The sequence below is a fragment of the Marinobacter sp. genome (genome assembly GCF_040882185.1).
Taxonomy (GTDB): Bacteria; Pseudomonadota; Gammaproteobacteria; order Pseudomonadales; family Oleiphilaceae; genus Marinobacter.
Genome location: NZ_JBBEBW010000002.1, coordinates 114,130 through 130,793 on the forward strand (window position 1 = coordinate 114,130; position 16,664 = coordinate 130,793).

Below are 16,664 nucleotides of genomic sequence, written 5' to 3' on the forward strand. Positions count from 1 at the left end.
CGGGAGTTCAGGGTGGCAAAACGTTCATTGGTCAGGCGTGGTCTTGGAATACTGGCATGGAGCTTCGCGGGGCTGCTGCTTTTAATGATCGCGGTTCTGGTAGTTTTTCGCTTCGCCAACCCACCTACCACGGCGTTTATCATTGCCCACCAGTGGGAGTATTCCGGCGATAATGTTCGGCAAAAGTGGGTCCGGCTGTCTGATATTTCCCCCTGGATGCCGCTTGCCGTGGTCGCCAGTGAAGATCAGCGTTTTCCCGAACATTGGGGCGTAGACGTCAATGCGATCAAGACGGCTGTTGCTGACTTTCGCCAGGGTGATGGCTTGCGCGGCGCCAGTACCATTACCCAGCAAACTGCCAAGAATCTGTTCCTCTGGAATGATCGTAGTTTTGTCCGTAAGGCGCTGGAGGCGGGGCTGGCAGTTTCGCTGGAAGTGGTCTGGCCAAAGCGACGGATTATGGAGGTGTACCTCAATGTGGCCGAATTTGGTCAAGGTATCTACGGCGTAGAAGCCGCCAGCCAGGCCTATTTCGGAACCAGCGCCCGCTACCTGACGTCAGGGCAGGCGGCAAGGCTGGCGGCGGTATTACCGAATCCGAAGGCGTTCAATGCCGGTAATCCGTCTGCCTATGTGTGGCAGCGGGTAAACTGGATTGAAGATCAGATGAAGCAGCTGTCAGGTTTGCGGTATCTTGAGGAAATCCTCTCACAATAACTCATTCTGTGGGCTTTGATTCAACCAGGCTGCGCACATTAATATCCTGCTGGGGAAACGGAATCACCACGCCAGCCTCATCCAATGCCCGTGTGATCGATGCGTGCAGTTCATGGGCCAGTGGCATGTAATCAAGCAGATCTTCGATGAACACCCGCACTTCAAAATCAATGCTACTGTCACCGAGTCCGACACAGAAGACGGCGGGGGCGGGGTCAGCCACCACTCTGTCGTTGTCTTCCGCAACCTTGAGCAGTATGTCCTGCACTGCATCCACATCAGAACCGTAAGCTACCTTCACATACACAATGACCCGGACAATGGGATCAGACAGCGTCCAGTTGGTGAGGTCCTGGGTTACAAACGTTTTGTTAGGGATGATCTGCTCTTTCCGATCCCAGTCCACCAGTGTGGTGGCCCGGATACGAATCCGTGAAACTGTCCCGGTAATACCGCCGATGGTTACCGTATCGCCTACCCGGATAGGTCGTTCAAACAGCAGGATGATCCCGGAAACAAAGTTGGCGACGATTTCCTGCAGTCCGAACCCGAGCCCAACTCCAAGGGCTGCAACCAGCCACTGCAATTTTGACCACTGTACCCCGAGCACGGCCAGCGCAGCCACCACACCGAAGAACACAATCAGGTACTTTACAATGGTTGTGATGGCGTAGCCGGAACCGGGTTCAAGATGCATCCGGCTTAACACCATGACTTCCAGAGTGCCCGGTAAATTGCGGGCAGCCATGATGGTGCCGATGATCACAATTAATCCCAGAATAAAGTCGCCCAGCGTGATGGGTAGGGTTTCTGCCCCTTCAATGCCGGTTGCAATGGTCCATAGAGTGATGTTATCGAATAGCTGCAAAGCGGGTATGACGCTCGCCCAGAGCAACCACAAGCCGGTTGCTGCCAGCACACACGCAAGAATGCGAAACAGTGACTTACTTTGCTGGCTGATATCCTCGAGGTCCATCTCCGGCATATCCAGCGCGGGTGGCAAACCTTCACCGGAATTCTCTGCCGCTTCTTTGGCTTCGGCCTGCTTGCGCTCGGCCGCCCGCTGTTCTCGCAGCCGCTCCAGAGTCAGGCGGCGTTCCCGTACAGACAGGGCTCGCAGGCACAGGTAGTAAAGCAGTACGTTGAACGCCAGCCAGCAAATGCTGATGAAAATGTTGCGTTCCAACTGAACCGCTGTGTAGTGATAACCGAGAAGGGAGCCAATGGTCAGGACAACAGGGGTGGCCACCGCCAGCACATGGAGGGTCCGAAGAATTTTGTGGTTTACAACATCACTTCTGACCGCCGTCATGATGTGTTGGGCAAAGAGTGCCAGTGCAATAGAGGCGATAATAAACAACAGTCGGCCCAGACTGTCACGATGGACAGTCCCACCAGGCGCTTCTAGTGCGCCCGTCAGTATTGAGACTGGCACCAGCACCCAAAGCAGAACCGGGATCTCGCGGCGAATAGCATCCAGTGTAGTGGCGTTCCATTTGAAGTGTCGTTCGCCGAGACTGTCTTTGCGGGCGACCTTATGGACAAAGCTGAGCAAGAGCGTGACAAAAGCAGCAGCGGTAAATCCGCCCGCCAGCGCGGTCAGAAAGTCGTTGCCCTCCATCAGCAGCAACGAACCCAAAGCAAGCGCCATGACAGCCGGGAGTGTCAGCAATACGCTGCATCCCAAGGCATACAGGGTGACCTGAAACCTGTCCTTGCCAACGTTACCCACGGCTTCGCCGCTGGCTACCAGGCTCTCGCGAATTACCCGGCGACGGCTCACGAGAAGGAGCAACAGAGCCACAAGCAGAACAATCTCTATGCGGCGTTCGGCAAAGGAGGTTTTGACCGCATCCACAAGAGTATTCCAGTGTGCGGGGTTGCCCAGCCACACCACTGCTTGAACCAGCTTGCCTGCAGTGTCTGGGCCGACTGTTTCAGCACTGGGTAGCCAGAATAAACGCTGCTGAAGCAGTGTTTGATAGGCGCGGATGCGGGCTTGTAATGTTTCGACGGTATTGAAGTATTCGTTCAGCACGTCGATGTGCTCGGTAATCGCTTTATGGAGCTGCCTGATCAGTGCGGCTCTCTGCCGCCTAAGTTGGTCCCTGGCTTCGTCCGATGCGCCCAGTATGGCTTCGAATTCTTCCAGGCGGAGCTGTTCTTCGCGCGCGTTGGATAGCCGCTCCCGAATGCCGGTAATCAGACTATCGGCAATACTTTGTTTCTCGAGCCGGTCCAGCCTTTGTCGCAGCAGTTGGGCGTAATCTTCCGTAAGGTTGAGGCCTGCTCGCTCAAGCCGTAATTCGAAACTCTCATACTCATCGTTCAGCCGTGCAAGAATGGATTCGCCGTAGGCCAGACGTTCCTTGCTTGATTCGAGGGCTGCGAGCCGCTGGTCCAGGGAGTCTCTCAAACCCTGCAACTGATGACGGATACCAGCGGACGAGGCTGAGGGCAGCTCAACAGTCAGGGGTTTGGAGGCGTTCTCTTCTATCTCGGGTTGCACAGCAGGTTTGGAGGTTTCGGCAGCTTGCTCTTTCGGGGCGCTCTCCTCGGCGTTAGCGGGAAGCGCCGCAAAAAACAGCAGGAAGGTAGCGAGCAGCCAGAGAATACGGGTAAAAAATGGATGTTTCCGGATTCGGTCGGGCATGACTACAGCGTCCTCTGCTTGGGTGCCGCCCTATTCTAACCATATTAACAGGCTAACCATAACCAGTGCCGGATGTGGGCCACCAGAGGGACTTGTTATGATGTGGAATAAGCGGTTATAAATAGCGGCCTATGCGACTTGATCGAATTCTCAGCAACCGCCCTCGCTTCAGCCGCCGGACTGCCAGCCAGGTTATCGCCGATGGGAAAGTAACTGTGGACGGCAAGGTGTGTCGTGATCCGCGAATCGATGTTAGCCGATTTATGTCGGTCAGCCTGGAAAACGAGCTGTTACAGCAACCGGACACGGCTCATTACCTGATGTTGAACAAGCCAGTAGGTTATCTAAGCGCCACGAAAGACCATAACCACCGGACAGTTCTGGACCTGATTGCGCCGGCCTTGAGGTTCGATCTGCATATCGGCGGGCGGCTTGACCGGGCCAGTTCGGGCTTGCTGATTCTGACCAATGACGGCGTCTGGTCGCGACGGCTAACTGAACCGAAAGTCAAAATCCCGAAGGTGTACCGTGTGACCACCGCGCTGCCAATTACTGACGATAGCATTGCGCGATTTGCTGAGGGTATCTGGTTTGCCTACGAGGGTCTTACTACCTCACCTGCAAGCCTGTTACGACTTTCCTGCGATGAAGCTCTGGTGACTATCTATGAGGGACGCTACCATCAGGTTAAGCGCATGTTTCATGCGGTCGGTAATCGGGTGCTGACTCTGCATCGGCAAAGTATGGGGGATATTCGGCTGGATGGGATGCTGGAGCCTGGGCAGTCTCGGAAGCTGACGTCGGATGAGATCGCCTGCAATCACTCAGGGTAGTCCAGTCCCCGTCGTCCCGGTTGGTTGAAGGTCAAAGGTGCTCGCTATGTCAAACCTCTACCAGATAATGGCGGATCTGGTGCTTTTTTTGCACCTCGCAATTGTACTGTTTGTGATGCTGGGGCTTGTGGTGGTCTTTGTGGGCAACGCTTGGGGTTGGCGTTGGGTTAACAATCCCTGGTTCCGTCTCTCCCATCTGGCAGCTATTGGCGTGGTGGTAGCGCAAGTCTGGCTGGATGTTGTGTGCCCGCTGACGACGCTGGAAATGTGGCTGCGAGACCAGACTGGTGGCGCCGTCTATTCCGGAAGCTTTATAGAGCATTGGCTGCATCAATTATTGTATTACGAGGCTCCCGCCTGGGTATTTACGGTAGCTTATACAGTGTTTGGCCTGCTGGTGCTTGCGACCTGGTGGATTTATCCGCCGACCCGTGGTCGGCGATAATCCCGGCATGGCGACCCGAGCTGGTTGAATACACTTCTCCTGTTTAATCTTGCAGGCGTAATGTTTTAAGCCTTTCTATCACTTTGGGCGACGACTAGACTCACGTTGTCAGGGTTAAAATATAAGGTCGCTTGTCATGAGTGTAGTTATCGCAGCGTGGTCTGGAACAATGTTTAAAACTGCCGCCTGTGTCCGTAAACGTTCGCTACTGCTCATGCTGGTGGTGGCGGGGCTGGGGCTTGGCGGTTGCGCCAGTAACCAGTCGCTGAAAGGCCAAGGCCACCATGGCTACGCTACTGATATTCCCGAACATTGGCCCAGCGAAGGGGATTCGACCCTGGTCGATGAGCTTGAGCGGGTGTTTCAGCGTTACGAGGGATCACCTTATCGTTACGGCGGCATGACAGCCGATGGCTTCGATTGTTCCGGCTTTATCCTGACTGCTTACCGTGAGGCGCTGGGTCAGCAACTGCCTCGTACCACCAGCCAGATGCTGGCTGCTGGCCGGGCGGTCAGGCTGGATCAGATTAAACCGGGCGACCTGGTATTTTTCCGGATCGACGGTAAGGAGCAGCACGCCGGCATCTACATGGGCGGCATCCGTTTCATCCACGCGTCTTCCTCGGTCGGAGTGACAGAATCTTCCCTGAGCAGCCACTACTGGCAAAACCGCTTTACTCGGGCCCGCCGTTTCCGCGAATGAGTGGGCGAGTTAAAAACCTCTTCTAAACAAATGTCTGAATGTGCCACTTTCCCGATATCACCATGGTTTCGTAGTCTTCGGTGAACTCACCGATGATCATCAGGATCTTCTTGCCACTCATCTCGATCTCCTTTTGCCTGTTAGTCGTGCATACCGGTGTTGCCGGTTCAACTCAAGGTATCAAGAAGGATATGAAAGCGGGTATGAGAAGGATACATACAGTGTAGGTGGGGCTAATCAGCACTGACTTCGATTACCTTGCCCTGGACCATATGCCCGGGGCGGGCTTTACATCCTGATCCTGCTTCTTGTGGCCGGGCAGCGCTGCCGATTCGCCCGACCGGCCCATGACCAGCCACCGGACCCAGGGCTGCGTGAGCGAGCCATACGCAAAGACCCGATGCGTGACAGACGCCTCTAAACAACGCGCGCTTAGTGAGAACAACGAGACTTAAAAGCTGTTACCCTTTAATTCAGGTTGCCGGTTTGGACTATCAAAGGGTTGTTTATGGAAGATCTGAAGCGCTCGCGGGTAACGATCATTGTTGTAAGCGCCATTGCTCTGTTTTTTTTGATTAACTTTTTCACCCGCTACCTTTTGGGTTTCAGCGGGGTGGTTGTTTCGCTGATTATTGCGGCAGTAATCGCAGCCTATATCAGTTGGTCCGTTGCGCGTGCGCTCGGACGTCTACCAACCAATGATGAACGCTCCCGGGCCTTGTGGTTTTACATCGGGTTTCTGGGAGCGTTGTTCCTGGCGTGGGGGCTTTATGTGTCAATACTGACGGGCTTTGATGGAGCCGCGATTGCGATTCTGTTGCTGCACTTCCTGCCTTATCCTGCGCTGGCGCAGCTTTTTCTCACTGACCGTTTTGTTCGTAAATTTCTCAATAGCAAGGAGACCCCTGGGCGCTAAGCACGCTCAGCCTGTCCGGCCAAACATACGCTCAAAGAAGCCTGACGAGCGGACGTCCGGAATGGGCAGATCGGCTTCCTCTTCCATTGCCCGTCGCCAGAACACCGCAGGGTCATCGAGGTGCGCTGCTTTCACTTTATCCGTCTCTTTAAACGAATTATGGTCACCGGCCAAGCCCAGTTCAATGAGTTCAAGGCTCCACAGGTAAACAGCGGAACGGATAATGCGTAGCATTTTACAGTAAGACACCCGACTGATGGTGATCGCCAGATCTCCGGTCTGATTGATTTGGGACCGAAGCAGAGCCAGCCGCTCTGGGGAGAGGGTAATCTGGTTGCCGGTGCCCTTTTTGCAGTTCATGCAGACACGTTCAGCTACTTTCACACCTTCACTGAGGTCGACACAACCGAAGTCAAGATTCTGCTGTTCATCAACTGGTGCGGGTATCCAGCCGTATTGGGGATACTTGGCCATGATGTGGCCCGGGATCTCGCAGCGGTATGGCGGCAGGGATTCACCTTCGGAGTACCCCTCAAATTCTACCCGAAGCCAGGCGGCCATCTTGCGGTGGCGTAGCATCATAGCCAGAGTGATGGCTGCCGGCATTATTTCCAGAAGAGGGTCGGCCTCGTCTCTGATGCGTTCTTCAAGATGGTTAACTGACGCTGACATCACGCACTCCTCGCATGATCGACATGGCTTTCTGGATAATCCGCGCGGCCATTGAATTTATTATTGGTGAAACCATTTGCTACACGCAGCAAGCGGTTTAGTCTTGAAGGTAGGCCCGCTTATACTTTCGTTCAATTGCAAAATCGTTGCGCTTCGTAACATGCAGTAAAGTGAGGTTAACGTCTGTGAGAGCAAGTCGCCAAAACAAGGTCTTGCCTGAGCGCCTACGGTGTCACATCCCTGCATTGGTGCTCTCAAAGATTTTGTCTGCAGAGGCCGCCACAAAACCGGAATAAAGCTGACCGTCGGGTTTCGGATAACGTCGCGCGAACTCGTAAAAGCAGCTGGGAATGGTCCGGGTCTGATCCCTGAAGGTGACTTCGATCCGGTCCGCCATGGTAGACGATTGCTCCAGTAGTTCTTCAGGTGAGCCTTTCACTTCTCCGCCGGAGCTGTTGATTACGTAGCCCTCACCTTTGAGCACCTCGTTAATCTCTTCAACCGTATGGAAACGGGCCAGTTGGTTAACGCTGACGGTGAAGTGGTTGGCGCGGTAACCCCAAGCCGCCATCCAGGCAGCGTATTCACTCTCGTTCAGCAATTGCTGGTAGGCGTCGTAGTCCACCTGCCAGTGAGTGCCAGAATGGAGAAAGTTATCAGCACTGACCGAAGCTGGCTCTACCTGGTCGACCAGCTTGTGAACAACGGCCTGTAGTTCGGGCGAACATTTCTCCACCAGGAGCTCCGAGATAAACACTTTCGGGGCAGTGGGGTCGTCATGCTCGAAATGCTTGGCGTAGAGTTTCTTCGCTTCAAAGTGATACTCACCACCCTCGGTGTAACCCAGGGCGAGAAAGTGCTCAGCGAGCTTGCTCAGGTTCACCTTCTCAAGGTTGAAGGTGCGAAGCGCTATATGGTCGTTGACAATTTCGCCCCCCTGAGTATCTGCCAGGAGGCGATGGATCTCTTCAGCGGAAGGAGTTACCTGGCGATAGTTATCCCACAGGTGGCGAAACAGGGTTGTTCTGTCTGAGTGCATTCTGTCACTCCTTGATATGAAAGTTAGTGGGCGGAAACTGCCGCGTTGAATGCCATTCCTGACACTGTCGCAGCGTCCGGCAAAGTGCGCGCCACAGTCGCGGATAGCCGAAGGCATCGCGCAGATGCTCCATTCTTCAAGCCGAGAGCAGCCGCCAGCTTTGCCGGTAGTTGTAGCAGGTTATGCTGGGGCAGGTAAGTGGCCTGATCGGTCACTGTCGCCCGGAACTCGCTGGTATGGGTATTCGCAATGGCCAGTAATTCACGTGGGTTTTCAGCTTTTTTGTGCCGGCTTAGCAAGGGAGTACCCGCATTGATGATCTGCACCTGGCATTGAAGTGAATTGGCAACGCTGCTGATCTGGCTGAATTCCGCCTCAACGGTCGGTCCGGCATCAAACAGGTCGACATAGCCTTTATGGCGAAAGCCTTCGCTCTCCAGCATATGGAGTGCTGGCCGGGTGTCCTCATGAACCTGACCGATAACCGCTCGGGCCTCTTTACTGAGTAGCTGAGTGTAAAGGGGGTATTTGGGCATCAGTTCGGCGATAAAACCATTGTTGCCGGTCCCAACCAGTTCGGTCACTGCGGCAAAGTCCAGGTCGATAAAGTGCTCGTTGAGCCAGTTCCAGAAGGGAGAGTGGCCATTTTTGGTTGAGACCCCCCGCATTTCGGCAATGACGGTGTTAGCAAAACGTTCCGGGTGCTGCGCCATAAAAAGGAAGCGGACCTTTGACAACAGTTTGCCTGCATGGATGCGGCGAAATCGTGGACGCAGGAAGAGCGTGCAAACCTCGGTACAACCGGTGTAGTGGTTACACATGTTCAGAACGTCAATGCGTTTGAAGATACCCAACTCGCGGGAATGATGCACCAACTGGCTCTTATGATAATGATAGAGGGGGCTGTCGAGACCCGCGGCGGCCTTGATACCCGAGATTCCCATAACATCGCCGGTCAGCTCATCTTCCAGCACAAACAGATAACTTTGCTGACCGGGGGTTTTCACATCGGTACCGAAGCTGTCGATGGACTGCTGGATTTTTCCGCCCAGATAGTCGATATCGTCCATCAGGGAAGTAAACCCCGGACCGGATTCGATCGCCATTTGATGTAAAGCTGGCAGATCCTGGTGAGCGATAGGTCGAATGATCATGGCTGGCCTCCTCTTGGCGCCAGTATGAGCGGTCTGTATGTCGTTTTGAAGTTACAAATTTAGCGAAATAGTGCGACTATTGTTCAAAATAATCTGAATATTGACCAATATGATAAATCATCAAGACCAAAAGTTACTTATGCTGTTGCGGCAGGATGCCCGCATGAGCGTGTCTGATCTTGCGCGGGCGATGGATATGTCCCGTTCCACGGTGCAAAACCGTATCGCCAGGCTTGAAGCCGCCGGGGTTATTCGGGGCTATGCGGTTGAAGTAGGCGGTGAATACACGGCCAATCAGGTTGAGGCTCACGTTTCTATCAAGGTTCATCAGAAGCTCACAACCCGAACCAATTTGGCACTTGAGCAGATTGGACAGGTAGCTCAGCTCTATTCCGTGAGTGGCGAGTATGATCTTATCGCCATCGTGCAGGCTCAGTCGCTTGAGTCGCTCAGCGCCGTACTGGACGAGATCGGAAACCTGGAAGGGGTAGAGCGGACCAATTCGGCCGTGGTGCTGGAAACTCGATTTCGACGATAGTTTTCAAATCCATTGAAGCACTTTACTCCAACCTGAGCGTGTTAAAACGATTTGGTGGCCGAGTAAACGCCTCAAGCCTTGGAAAAATGCCCGGCAAAGCGCCATACTGTTGGTCTGGATATTAATGACATGGCCAATGGAGACGAACGCATGAGCAGCAACAAAGAGTTGCAGGCATTGAAGGAAAAATACGTCGCCGCTGGTGCAGCAAGCCCGAATGAGCAGTTTGCTGATCACGCGAAGAACGCTGAATTATGGGATGCCGACGGTAAGCGGATGATTGATTTTGCTGGCGGCATAGGCGTACTGAATCTGGGACACCGCCACCCGAAAGTGGTTGAAGCGGTAAAAGCCCAGCTCGATAAAGTCATGCACACCTGCCAGACCGTCATGCCCTATGAGGGCTATGTAAAAGTGGCTGAAAAATTGAGCCAGATAGTACCGGTTCGTGGCCACGCCAAAGTAATGCTGGCGAATTCCGGTGCCGAGGCGCTGGAAAATGCGTTGAAGATTGCCCGTGCCGCCACTGGCCGGACGAACGTGATTTGTTTCGATGGCGGCTATCACGGTCGTACATTCATGACTATGGCCATGAACGGCAAGGTTAATCCGTACCAGACGGATTTTGGCCCGATGCCGGGCACCGTTTTCCGCGCGCCGTATCCGGTGCCTTATCACGGTGTGACCGAAGATGAAGCGCTGCGTGGCCTGAAAATGGTCATGAAAACCGATGCGAATCCGAAAGACACCGCCGCGATCATTATTGAGCCGATTTTGGGCGAGGGCGGTTTCTATGCGGCACCTCATACCTTCCTGAAGGCGATTCGTGAGATCTGTGACGAGCACGGCATCATCATGATTGCGGATGAAGTGCAGAGCGGGTTTGGCCGTACCGGTAAAATGTTTGCGATTGAACACAGTGGTGTTGAGCCGGACATGATGACCATGGCCAAGAGCATGGCCGATGGTATGCCGATATCGGCGATTGTCGGCACTGACAAAATTATGGACAGCTGTGGCCCCAATTCTCTCGGCGGTACCTACACCGGCAGTCCAACGGCTTGCGCTGCAGCATTGGCGGCGATGAAAGTCTTTGAGGATGAAGATATTCTCGGTATGAGTCAGCGTTTGGGTGAGAAGCTTCAAAGCCGGTTTGCCGATTGGCAGGACCGTTTCAGCCATGTCGATAACGCCCGTAACGTTGGGCCAATGGCGGCGTTTGAGCTGGTAACCGACAAGGCCAACCGTGAACCCCGTGCTGATCTGGCCGCTGCCGTCACCAAGAAGGCTAAAGAGAAGGGCCTTATCCTGTTGAGCTGCGGCATGTATGGCAACACCATTCGGTTCCTGATGCCAGTTACGATTGAAGACGATGTGTTGGAGGAAGGCCTGAAAATCGTTGAAGAGGCGCTTAGCGAAGTGTCCTGATCTTGAGCCTACCTAACTATGCTGGCCAGCCGCTCTGTTCTGGTCAGCATAGTGCCCCTTCAGCTTGCCACGTATCGTGACCGAACTTCTCCCAGCATACCGTCAATATCTTCATCCAGATAACACGGATCAAAACCTGCGACCTTTTTCAGCCCCTCCAGATCAAGCAGTTCAATGCCGCCGTGCCCGGGATTGATCAGACCTTCCTCTTTGAGCTCATGAAACGTCCGGTTTACATGGACTGCACTCAGACCCAAGGCGTCTGCGAGCAGCCCCTGGCTCAGAGGTATCTTGTAGTGGTTGCTGATATCGACATTTGTTTTTGCCAGCCGTTGCGATATTTCAACCAGAAAGTGCGCCAGTTTTGCTTTGGCAGATCTCCGACCAAGGTTGACCAGCCGTTCCAGGAGAATCGACTGGTCCCGTGAAGCAATCATGAAAAATATGTTGCTCAACAGCAGCGATTGAGAAAAAACATCTACCATTCGTTTTTTTGGAAACGGGCAGATCTCTGCATCGGTCAAGGCGTTCAGCCCAGAAATTCGTTTTCGAAAAGCGAACTCCCGAAGCCCCACAATATCTCCTGGCACAAAAAGATCGAGTACTTGGCGGGTGCCGTCTTCCATATTCCGGTAGGCGTATACCCACCCTTTGCTGACCGTATAAAAATGCTCGGTTGGAGAGCCTTGCTGCCAAACGGACTCATTTTTGCGCACGGCTCTGGGTGCTTTTTCGAGAGAATCCAATAATTCTTTGTCTCCATCAGAGAGTGGTGAATAGTACTCGAAGTGCTTGATAATACAACTGGAACCCATAAGATTTTCTCTCTCATCCCCATGTTCTGATCGTGGTTTAACCTATGTTATGTCGTCGAACTTGTCATGGTGTTAAATTTCTTTTCACATTATATACACGAATTGTAATGGAACGCTGACGCAATGTTACGAAACATCAAGCTAGGTTCCTCCTTTGGTATACGCCGGGGTAATGGCGTTCTACCGATGAATGTTTTGCCAATACCGAGCGATTAAGCCTCGGGGGAGAATAATCATGCACTCGTTGCAGCTATTTAAAAAGTCCAGAGCCTATCGGGAAGAGTTCGACTTAATCCCCCCTATTGACCAGTCTGCTAATTCGAACTGGCTCGATAGATACTATAACTATCTGTTTTACATTATTGTTATTGGAGTGCCTGTTATTTCGGCTTTGTTTTGGACGAGTTTTGAAAATTTAGGCTTGGCCCCGGCAGAGCCCTGGCTATCACTCTACGTGCCAGCCAGTATTTTTATTGCTGTTATGGCCATGTTGCTAGCGTTTGCAGGCTGGATCTATCGCATGCAGCGAATGACAAGAGCGGGAGCACCGGCGGCACGAATGACGCCCACCATCCCACTGGGAGCGCGTCCAGAAGCAGAACCTTTCCAGCGTAAGGATACCTCAGCCGTCGTAGCACCCAAGTCGCAGAGAGAGGCAGCAGTATCCGACCTAAGGAATGAGGCTCCGCAGTCGATGGGGCAGGAGCCTGCGCGACGTCTTAAAGTTCTGGTGGCGGACGATGATGCCTGTAACCGAATGACGCTACGGAAGCAGTTGTTGCAACTTGGGGTGGAGTCCAAGAGTGCCCAGGACGGCATGGCCGCTGTGGAAGCCGCGATGTATGAGCACTGGGATTTGATTCTTATGGATGGTCAGATGCCTAATATGGACGGTATCGAAGCTGCCAAGCAAATCAGGACGAATTCCCGTGTAAATGCGGATACCGCAATTATCGCAGTGACGAGTAACACCTGCCACGGCTACCGGGAGCGGTGTCTTGCGTCCGGGATGAATGGCTTTTGTAGTAAGCCCCTGAATGCAGATGGTTTGCAGCAACTTATCGAGAATTATGTGAAAAAGGAAGAGTCCTGAGTGGGGGCTCTTCCTTTGTTCTGACTGCAGCAGTGAAGTGGGATGGCGGCACCGGCTGCCACCCACATTCATCTCAGCTCTGAGGGGCCGTTGGGCCTTGCCAGGCCAGTTTGTTACGAAGCTGTCTATAGACGGTTTTCAGGTTTCTGCCGGTAAAATTTACCGCCTGACGTGCAGCTGCCCTTGTGTACTGTGCCCGGACATCCGTGCTGTTGTGCAGGATGCTGGAGGGTACAGTTTGAAGGGTGCTTTGGTTCTGGTAGTTCATGGTGGTTTACCTCCTTTCTCGCTGCATTGAAGTCGTCATCGACTTGTTATGCGTACTTTAAAGGTTTATTTTTGCAGTCTAAATACGTTAAAACTCATACTTAACTTGCAAAAATGCAGCGACAATGGACTGGGATTACCTTCGATACATACATGCTTTAGCCTCCGGCGGCACTCTTGCCCGGGCTGGCGACATTCTTGGTGTTCATCAGACCACCGTGTTGCGCCGCCTTGATCAGATGGAAGAACAACTCGGCGTGCAGTTATTCGAGCGCACCCGGGACGGGGTTCAATTGACGGCGGTGGGAGAGACCGCGTTCAATGAGGCTGAGCGAATGCGTCAGGACATGGACAGCCTGGAGCGAAAGTTGATGGGCCAGGACGCCAGGCCCGCCGGAAAAGTTCGACTGGCAACCACGGATACGCTGCTGAGCTGTCTGATAAATCCGATTCTCAGTGAATTTGTGGCGGTTTATCCGGGTATTCAGTTGGAGGTGACGACCGGCAATGAAGTGCTTAGCCTCAGCCGCCGGGATACCGATATTGCCTTGAGGCCTACGAACGAGCCGCAGGAGACGCTGATTGGCCGCCGAATTGGCGTGATTGAGTCCGCCATATATGCCTCAGCTGATTACATTAATGATCACCCGCCCTTTGATCCCGAAAATCCTGAAGCCGAAGCCTGGGTGGTGCCTGATGACAGTTTCAGTCACCTGGCAACTAACCGTTGGTATCGTAAACACCTGAAAGACACCCAGCCGGTTATTCGTTGCAACAGTTTGTACGGGATGTATTCAATGATCTGTTCTGGCACCGGTGTGGGCGTGATTCCGTGCTATATGGGCGATAGCGCGCCGGGTTTGAAACAGTTGTCGCCGCCGTTAGAAGGTGAGGGAACAGACTTGTGGCTGCTGACCCATCAGGATTTACGGCAAATGGCGCGGGTAAGAATGGTTCTGGAGTTTCTGGCGGATAAATTGCGCGAGCTTCAGCCCTTGCTTGAGGGTCGGGTTCGGGAGGGACACTAGTTCTGCCAGCGTTCCATTATCCGGGCGTAGGTTCCGTTCTCGATGATGATCTCAAAACCCTCCTGAAACAATCTGGCCGCATTTTCCCCCCCAGGGTGTGCCTTGGAGAAAAAAGCGAACAACGGCACTTCACCGATAAGCCCCACAATTTCAAGACGATTCCCCGCCATGGTATTGCCGGACTCGCGAATGATGGTACGGCCAATTTTCTCTGTCACCAGGGCGTAGTCTGATCTTCCCAATGCCAGCATCTTCAGGCTGCTCGCATCCGAGGGGGCTTCAATTTTCCGAACTTCGTCATTGGTGTCGATAGCGTCAGTGTAGAAAAACCCCCTGGTTACCGAGACCTTCTGGCCCTCCATGTCTTTGGCGGTAAGACTTTGTTTGCTGAAGCCCGCTCTGGCCCAGATCGCCAGCCGTACCACACTCAACGGCGTGGAGTGCCAATAGAAGTCAGACTCATTGGACTCATCAATAGCGCCGGTAAAACCGCCGACTACGTCTCCGCTTTCAACCAGGAAAAGCACTCTGGAATAGGGGCCTATCCGGAAATCGACCTCTATACCGACGGCATTGAACGCTGCCAAAGTCACCTCCGGCACCAGTCCGACCAGTTCACCCTCGACCTCAGCGGAGAATGGATAATAATCCTCCTCGGCAGCCAGTGTCAGAGTTTTCGCTGTTGCACTGCCAATCGCCAAAAAGAACACAAGCATACTGCGCAAAATCATGTCTTAGCCCGGATTAGATATTCTGTCAGGGTGATGAATCGAAGTGCTTGCAATCAGATTACACCAGTCTGACATAATTCACATTGCTAACAACTTCGAGGAGCCTGGTATCCGCCAGGGCCCACGCGCTACTATCCTCATCCAGATTATTTCCATGATGAGGTCCCATGGCCCGTTTTAACCAGATAGGTACCGCTAAAATTCCAGGCCAGGGCACCGAACTACGGCTGCTCCAGCGCAATGACGAATTTTCAATCCGGATTGTCGGTGATACCGGTGAGCTGATGAACAGCCGCTTGCACGGCTCAGAAGATGCCCTGGCAACTCTGGCTTGTCAGCGCATTGCCGATATAGCCCGGCCCCGGATCCTGATAGGGGGGCTCGGCATGGGGTTTACACTGGCGGCTGCCCTTCAGGCAGTAGATGATGACGCTGAGGTAACCGTTGCCGAATTGGTACCTGAAGTGGTGGAGTGGAACCGGGGCCCGCTTGGTTCAGCTGCGGGTCATCCGCTATCAGACCCGCGGGCCCGGGTTCATGTCGGTGACGTCGGCGAATTGTTGAAGGCCTCTGCGGGGGCCTGGGACGCTATTTTGCTGGATGTGGATAATGGGCCGGAAGGCCTGACCCGCAAAGAGAACGACTGGCTATACTCGATTCCCGGCCTGACGGCTGCTCAGGCAGCGTTGCGCCCGGACGGTTTGGTGGCGTATTGGTCAGCTGGACAGGATCCTGCCTTTACCGAGCGTTTGCGCAAAATCGGATTTGCAGCCGAGGCCATTACCGTTCGGGCTCATCGTCCCGGTAAGGGCGCCCGACATGTTATTTGGCTGGCCTGGTAGCAAGACGTCTTGTGTTGGCAGGTGTCGGTCTCATACCGCCCCCTGCTGGAAATGATATGCTGGGCGCCCATTTATTTCAGGAGCATTCAGCAAACCCATGAGACTCATCATTCGCTATTTCTTCCGTACCCTTCGTCTGGTCCTGACCCCCTTTATGTTGCTCAGTGAAAAACTCAGCACGCCCAAAGGTGCAGCGCGTTCCGTCGAAGACCAGGCTGAGGTCGACCGTGCCTGTCAAAAACTGGCACTTTACCAATTCAGTGCCTGCCCATTCTGCATCAAGGTCCGTAAGGAAATCGCCCGGCTTGGCTTGAATATAGAAACCCGTGATGCCCAGCATGACAGTAAACACCGCGCTGCGCTGGAGGCTGGCGGTGGACGGATCAAAGTGCCTTGCCTGCTCATTACTCATGAAGAAAGCGAGCCTGAGTGGCTGTACGAATCGGATGCCATCAATACCTGGCTGCAAAACCGCTTTCCGGTTCACGCCTGAATCCAATCGGTAATCCGCGGAATCTCTATCTATGGCAGACCTCGGGTGGTGAATCTGATAGCGCTCTGGCTGGCTCCCGAGCCGGGTTGTGGAAGACATCTCATGGCTGGTCCTTGCCAGCTTTGGGGGGCAGCCTGAGTTATCTCAGCCCTGCTGATTACACTGGGTTTTGCTTCCTGAGTGGAAGGCGTACTCGTGGTCTGTACGAGTTGGCATTAACTGACCTGACCTGATTTGTTTGTTTTTTGTACTGTCTGATGGGCATCGCAGAATTCCTTGTTAGAATAGCCCAGATTT

General features: G+C 53.6%; 17 protein-coding genes. 11 read left to right on the forward strand and 6 right to left on the reverse strand.

The annotated features are described in order from the left end of the window. Positions 1–12 precede the first annotated feature (12 nt). Positions 13–717: a monofunctional biosynthetic peptidoglycan transglycosylase gene (gene mtgA, locus WEB64_RS01540; RefSeq protein WP_368062142.1), complete on the forward strand. Its 705-nt coding sequence runs from the start codon at positions 13–15 to the stop codon at positions 715–717. Position 718: 1 nt separating this feature from the next. Here the strand turns inward: mtgA and WEB64_RS01545 are convergent, their stop codons facing one another. After that, on the reverse strand, positions 719–3,370 hold the full coding sequence (locus WEB64_RS01545) for a mechanosensitive ion channel domain-containing protein (RefSeq protein WP_368062141.1): 2,652 nt from the start codon (positions 3,368–3,370) through the stop codon (positions 719–721). 131 nt (positions 3,371–3,501) lie between these two features. Here WEB64_RS01545 and WEB64_RS01550 point away from each other — a divergent pair, with 131 nt between their 5' ends. From WEB64_RS01550 to WEB64_RS01565, 4 genes are all read left to right on the forward strand, one after another. After that, entirely contained in the window at positions 3,502–4,203 is a 702-nt protein-coding gene (locus tag WEB64_RS01550; protein WP_368062140.1) for a pseudouridine synthase, read from the forward strand. Between the two features lie 46 nt (positions 4,204–4,249). Next, the gene (locus WEB64_RS01555; RefSeq protein ID WP_368062139.1) at positions 4,250–4,648 is read left to right on the forward strand and encodes a DUF2784 domain-containing protein; all 399 of its coding nucleotides are present in this window, start codon (positions 4,250–4,252) and stop codon (positions 4,646–4,648) included. Between the two features lie 136 nt (positions 4,649–4,784). Beyond that, positions 4,785–5,351, forward strand: coding sequence for a C40 family peptidase (locus WEB64_RS01560; RefSeq protein ID WP_368062138.1), 567 nt, complete (start codon positions 4,785–4,787; stop codon positions 5,349–5,351). A gap of 508 nt (positions 5,352–5,859) precedes the next feature. Then, the gene (locus tag WEB64_RS01565) at positions 5,860–6,267 is read left to right on the forward strand and encodes a hypothetical protein (RefSeq protein ID WP_368062137.1); all 408 of its coding nucleotides are present in this window, start codon (positions 5,860–5,862) and stop codon (positions 6,265–6,267) included. Positions 6,268–6,273: 6 nt separating this feature from the next. On the opposite strand, the gene WEB64_RS01570 is transcribed toward WEB64_RS01565, so the two are convergent. From WEB64_RS01570 to astA, 3 genes are all read right to left on the reverse strand, one after another. Continuing rightward, on the reverse strand, positions 6,274–6,939 hold the full coding sequence (locus tag WEB64_RS01570; RefSeq protein ID WP_368062136.1) for a hypothetical protein: 666 nt from the start codon (positions 6,937–6,939) through the stop codon (positions 6,274–6,276). Positions 6,940–7,171: 232 nt separating this feature from the next. After that, positions 7,172–7,978: a DUF1338 domain-containing protein gene (locus WEB64_RS01575; protein ID WP_368062135.1), complete on the reverse strand. Its 807-nt coding sequence runs from the start codon at positions 7,976–7,978 to the stop codon at positions 7,172–7,174. A gap of 23 nt (positions 7,979–8,001) precedes the next feature. Next, positions 8,002–9,132, reverse strand: a complete 1,131-nt coding sequence (gene astA / locus WEB64_RS01580) for an arginine N-succinyltransferase (protein WP_368062134.1) — start codon at positions 9,130–9,132, stop codon at positions 8,002–8,004. A gap of 109 nt (positions 9,133–9,241) precedes the next feature. On the opposite strand from astA, the gene WEB64_RS01585 reads away from it, so the two are divergent. Together WEB64_RS01585 and gabT are read left to right on the forward strand one after the other, a co-directional pair. After that, complete coding sequence (locus WEB64_RS01585) at positions 9,242–9,670, forward strand: Lrp/AsnC family transcriptional regulator (protein ID WP_368062133.1); 429 nt, start codon at positions 9,242–9,244, stop codon at positions 9,668–9,670. 150 nt (positions 9,671–9,820) lie between these two features. Next, positions 9,821–11,098: a 4-aminobutyrate--2-oxoglutarate transaminase gene (gabT, locus tag WEB64_RS01590; RefSeq protein ID WP_368062132.1), complete on the forward strand. Its 1,278-nt coding sequence runs from the start codon at positions 9,821–9,823 to the stop codon at positions 11,096–11,098. Positions 11,099–11,157: 59 nt separating this feature from the next. Here the strand turns inward: gabT and WEB64_RS01595 are convergent, their stop codons facing one another. Then, positions 11,158–11,913 (reverse strand): Crp/Fnr family transcriptional regulator, encoded by a 756-nt coding sequence (locus tag WEB64_RS01595; protein ID WP_368062131.1) that lies wholly within the window; start codon positions 11,911–11,913, stop codon positions 11,158–11,160. A 235-nt stretch (positions 11,914–12,148) separates the two neighbouring features. Between WEB64_RS01595 and WEB64_RS01600 the strand changes: the two genes are divergently transcribed. Further along, positions 12,149–13,006 (forward strand): response regulator, encoded by an 858-nt coding sequence (locus WEB64_RS01600; RefSeq protein ID WP_368062130.1) that lies wholly within the window; start codon positions 12,149–12,151, stop codon positions 13,004–13,006. A gap of 392 nt (positions 13,007–13,398) precedes the next feature. Beyond that, positions 13,399–14,301 (forward strand): LysR family transcriptional regulator, encoded by a 903-nt coding sequence (locus WEB64_RS01605; protein WP_368062129.1) that lies wholly within the window; start codon positions 13,399–13,401, stop codon positions 14,299–14,301. Here the strand turns inward: WEB64_RS01605 and WEB64_RS01610 are convergent. After that, positions 14,298–15,032: a substrate-binding periplasmic protein gene (locus tag WEB64_RS01610; RefSeq protein WP_368062128.1), complete on the reverse strand. Its 735-nt coding sequence runs from the start codon at positions 15,030–15,032 to the stop codon at positions 14,298–14,300. The genes WEB64_RS01605 and WEB64_RS01610 overlap by 4 nt on opposite strands. A 167-nt stretch (positions 15,033–15,199) precedes the next feature. Between WEB64_RS01610 and WEB64_RS01615 the strand changes: the two genes are divergently transcribed. Further along, positions 15,200–15,874: a spermidine synthase gene (locus WEB64_RS01615; protein WP_368062127.1), complete on the forward strand. Its 675-nt coding sequence runs from the start codon at positions 15,200–15,202 to the stop codon at positions 15,872–15,874. Between the two features lie 97 nt (positions 15,875–15,971). Next, positions 15,972–16,367 (forward strand): glutaredoxin family protein, encoded by a 396-nt coding sequence (locus WEB64_RS01620; protein ID WP_368062126.1) that lies wholly within the window; start codon positions 15,972–15,974, stop codon positions 16,365–16,367. Positions 16,368–16,664 lie beyond the last annotated feature (297 nt).

Coding starts and splice junctions, on each gene's coding strand:
- WEB64_RS01615 (WP_368062127.1), top strand. CDS start 15,200: ATGGCCCGTTTTAACCAGATAGGTACCGCTAAAATTCCAGGCCAGGGC.
- WEB64_RS01560 (WP_368062138.1), top strand. CDS start 4,785: ATGAGTGTAGTTATCGCAGCGTGGTCTGGAACAATGTTTAAAACTGCC.
- WEB64_RS01585 (WP_368062133.1), top strand. CDS start 9,242: ATGATAAATCATCAAGACCAAAAGTTACTTATGCTGTTGCGGCAGGAT.
- WEB64_RS01555 (WP_368062139.1), top strand. CDS start 4,250: ATGTCAAACCTCTACCAGATAATGGCGGATCTGGTGCTTTTTTTGCAC.
- WEB64_RS01550 (WP_368062140.1), top strand. CDS start 3,502: ATGCGACTTGATCGAATTCTCAGCAACCGCCCTCGCTTCAGCCGCCGG.
- WEB64_RS01620 (WP_368062126.1), top strand. CDS start 15,972: ATGAGACTCATCATTCGCTATTTCTTCCGTACCCTTCGTCTGGTCCTG.
- WEB64_RS01570 (WP_368062136.1), bottom strand. CDS start 6,939: ATGTCAGCGTCAGTTAACCATCTTGAAGAACGCATCAGAGACGAGGCC.
- WEB64_RS01575 (WP_368062135.1), bottom strand. CDS start 7,978: ATGCACTCAGACAGAACAACCCTGTTTCGCCACCTGTGGGATAACTAT.
- gabT (WP_368062132.1), top strand. CDS start 9,821: ATGAGCAGCAACAAAGAGTTGCAGGCATTGAAGGAAAAATACGTCGCC.
- WEB64_RS01600 (WP_368062130.1), top strand. CDS start 12,149: ATGCACTCGTTGCAGCTATTTAAAAAGTCCAGAGCCTATCGGGAAGAG.
- astA (WP_368062134.1), bottom strand. CDS start 9,132: ATGATCATTCGACCTATCGCTCACCAGGATCTGCCAGCTTTACATCAA.
- WEB64_RS01610 (WP_368062128.1), bottom strand. CDS start 15,032: ATGATTTTGCGCAGTATGCTTGTGTTCTTTTTGGCGATTGGCAGTGCA.
- WEB64_RS01605 (WP_368062129.1), top strand. CDS start 13,399: ATGGACTGGGATTACCTTCGATACATACATGCTTTAGCCTCCGGCGGC.
- WEB64_RS01595 (WP_368062131.1), bottom strand. CDS start 11,913: ATGGGTTCCAGTTGTATTATCAAGCACTTCGAGTACTATTCACCACTC.
- WEB64_RS01565 (WP_368062137.1), top strand. CDS start 5,860: ATGGAAGATCTGAAGCGCTCGCGGGTAACGATCATTGTTGTAAGCGCC.
- WEB64_RS01545 (WP_368062141.1), bottom strand. CDS start 3,370: ATGCCCGACCGAATCCGGAAACATCCATTTTTTACCCGTATTCTCTGG.